This window comes from Mycobacterium parascrofulaceum ATCC BAA-614 (assembly GCF_000164135.1).
GTDB lineage: Bacteria > Actinomycetota > Actinomycetes > Mycobacteriales > Mycobacteriaceae > Mycobacterium > Mycobacterium parascrofulaceum.
Genome location: NZ_GG770562.1, coordinates 27,057 through 29,882 on the forward strand (window position 1 = coordinate 27,057; position 2,826 = coordinate 29,882).

Annotated in this window: 2 protein-coding genes; both read right to left on the minus strand. The window is 61.3% G+C overall.

Features of this window, described 5'->3' with window-relative positions:
* Positions 1 to 286 precede the first annotated feature (286 nt).
* Entirely contained in the window at positions 287 to 1,795 is a 1,509-nt protein-coding gene (locus HMPREF0591_RS28465) for a carboxylesterase/lipase family protein (protein ID WP_033721569.1), read from the minus strand.
* A gap of 132 nt (positions 1,796 to 1,927) precedes the next feature.
* Entirely contained in the window at positions 1,928 to 2,824 is an 897-nt protein-coding gene (locus HMPREF0591_RS28470) for an alpha/beta fold hydrolase (RefSeq protein ID WP_033721570.1), read from the minus strand.
* Positions 2,825 to 2,826 lie beyond the last annotated feature (2 nt).

Here is a 2,826-nt window from a genome sequence, read left to right on the forward strand (position 1 = left end):
AGCAGGGTCAACTCTGACCCGAGTGGGCCATCCCACTATCGAAACTTTTGGCCCGCCGCCGTAGCGCGAGCCGATAGGCTGAAGCTCAAGCGCTCCGCGCGCAACTACCTGGGCGTCTGGTTCCATTCCCAGGTGGTGGTGGTAATCAGCAGCTGACGCGACGAACAGCGGTTCAACGTAGGGCTGAACGCCGCTCCCCGCCGAATTACGGGCGAAGCTCTGTCTTTGAATACCTCGCCCGCGGCAGTTCGCGGCATGTCGGGAACGAGATGCACACAGAATGCGGTCAGGGGCGGCGGAAGGTAAATCCCTCCCACGCCTGGCGCCGAACCGCAAGCGGGTCACACTCGACCCGCGATGTCCTGTCGAAGATCATCACCGCATGGTCGGCACTGACGTGGCTGGGCCAACCCGCGCCAGGCACGCCTGTGCGGGCGAAGGCGCACCACCGCGACTGGACATCCTCGGTAATGCGCAGCGCCGTATATTTGTCGCCTGCCGCGCTGAGCAGCCGACCCAACCGCGTTCTGTAGACGTCGAAAACTGCGAGCAATTCGGTAGCATGAGTGGCCCCCAGCCCGGACCATCGCAACGTGCGCGGAGCGTAGTCATAGCGGTACACGTATACCGGAGCGTGTGCGCTGTGCGCGTCGGCGATCTGCCATACGACCGATGCGAACGTGAAGTCGCCTCCCAATTCAATACAAGCAGCGGCTTTCGGATAAGAGGGGTACGCCGCCGTAATCCGCTCACGGTCAGCAGATTCCACAGTCGATAGCAGCAGCTCGATCTTGGGTTCGTTCGTTGGCAGTAGTTTCAGGAAGCGGGTGAACAGCTTGGCTTCTTCCGCATTGTTACCCACGACGAGAGGCACTCGGTGTGCTTTTCCCAAGCGCAACGAATCCATTGGATCCAGCGGCAGGTAGTCGGTTCCATATGTGGGACCGACCGGATATACGCCCGGCGCGTTGCGGCTTTCCTGCATGATCAGATGATCCAAAGTCGCTACGAGGTCGGTCGGCGGCGCGGTCAGCAAGACCGCGGCAGCGTCTCGCCTCCGAGCTCCGAGAATCGCCGCAAACCTTGCGGCGTATTCTTCAGATTGTTCACGGGAACTAGCCAAACCTCCCGCGGGGCTCTCAGAAATGGCTTGAGCGAACAGCCCTTTAGCAGCTGGAACAGCCAACAGCGTCGCCACTGCGTGTGCCCCTGCGCTCTCGCCGAATATCGTCACAGCGTCGGGATTGCCGCCGAAGCTTGCGATGTTGTCACGCACCCAACGGAGCGCCATAACCAGATCACGCAGATAAAGATTGTCGTCGATGCGGAAGGCGTCGGTAGACAGAGACGAGAGGTCAACTGCTCCAAGCGCGCCCAGCCGGTAATTAACTGACACGAACACGCACCCCTTGCGAGCCAACGATGCCCCGTCATATACCGGTGTCGCGGAGCTGCCGAGGAAGTATGCGCCGCCATGGATGAACACCATCACAGGTAACGGCCGCTCGTATCTGGTGTCGGGCGCGACGACGTTCAGCGTCAGGCAGTCTTCGCTCATCGGCTGATATTTGCCGAGGCCAACAAAAGTGTATTTGCGCGGCTGTGGTGCACAGTACCTGAAACGGTGACACGGCAAGACTCCCTCCCACGGCTCGATTGGCCGGGGGGCTCTTAGGCGCAACGCCCCGACGGGCGGCTCGGCGTAGGGGATGGATCGCCACCTGGTCACGCCGTCTCGGGAGAAACCCTCGACCAAGCCGGAAGTTACTGTGGTGCAGACGGTACGAAGGTGCATCGCTCGACTGTAGCTAATGGCCATTCACATCCTGCTTAAGTGGATGGATGTCACGCATATCTTGGTTTTGGTAGCTGTCGGCTGCCCTTAACTATGGCCAGCTTTGGGCTGCGCCACACAGCTCAGAGGTTCTCAGGCCGAATTGGCTATCGTGCGGTCGAGAAATCCGGCGACTGCTGCAGTGAAGGCGTCGTTGTCGTCGCCGGCCACCATGTGACCTGTGCCGGAAACGTCCACCGCTTCGGCGTGCGGGACAACCTGGAGGAATTCATCGACCGACTGCTGCGATGTCACATCCGAGAGGACGCCGCGCACCAGAAGCGTTGGTGCCTGCACGCGACGGGCCCCCTCAACAAGCAGTTCGCTGATCGCGTCGAACTGTTCGGCACCAGTGGCGGGGTCACCTTGCAGGAACTGAAAATTAGAGGTGATGAAAGCCGGATCCCATCGCCAAATCCACCTGCCATCGTCGCGTTGGCGCAACACTTTTCGCAGTCCGTCCAGGCTTTCGGGACGAGCGCGGTGCGGATTGTATTGGGCGATGACGTCGGCCGCGTCGTCGAGCGTGCCGAATCCGTCGGGATGGGCGGCCATAAATGACACGACGCGGCGTGCACCGTGGAACTCCATTCGCGGGGTGATGTCGACAAGAACGACTGCTGACCACAAATCGGCTGGTGCCAGCAGATGGGTTCCCAAAATGGTCATGCCACCCAACGACGCACCAACGACCACCGGCGGGCGGTCGTCACTCGCATGTTCGCGCACAGCCAGCAGATCGGATGTGAGTCCTGCGAGTTCGTATCGCCCAGTCGGGTCCCACCCGCTATCGCCGTGGCCTCGGGCATCGTAGGCGACGACGGTGTAACCGCGCGCATGCAACCGGCGCGCCGTGGTGGTCCAAGCGTGGCGATTTTGACCACCACCATGCAGGAGAAGTACGACGGCGCGGGCGGTGTCGTGCCGGTAGAAATCCGCCGTGAGGGTGACGCCGTCTTCGGTGCGGATTCGCTCGCAGGTAACAGTCATTT

Excerpts from the sequence above, each read along its gene's own strand:
- HMPREF0591_RS28465 (WP_033721569.1), bottom strand. The coding sequence starts at position 1,795 with ATGCACCTTCGTACCGTCTGCACCACAGTAACTTCCGGCTTGGTCGAG.
- HMPREF0591_RS28470 (WP_033721570.1), bottom strand. The coding sequence starts at position 2,824 with ATGACTGTTACCTGCGAGCGAATCCGCACCGAAGACGGCGTCACCCTC.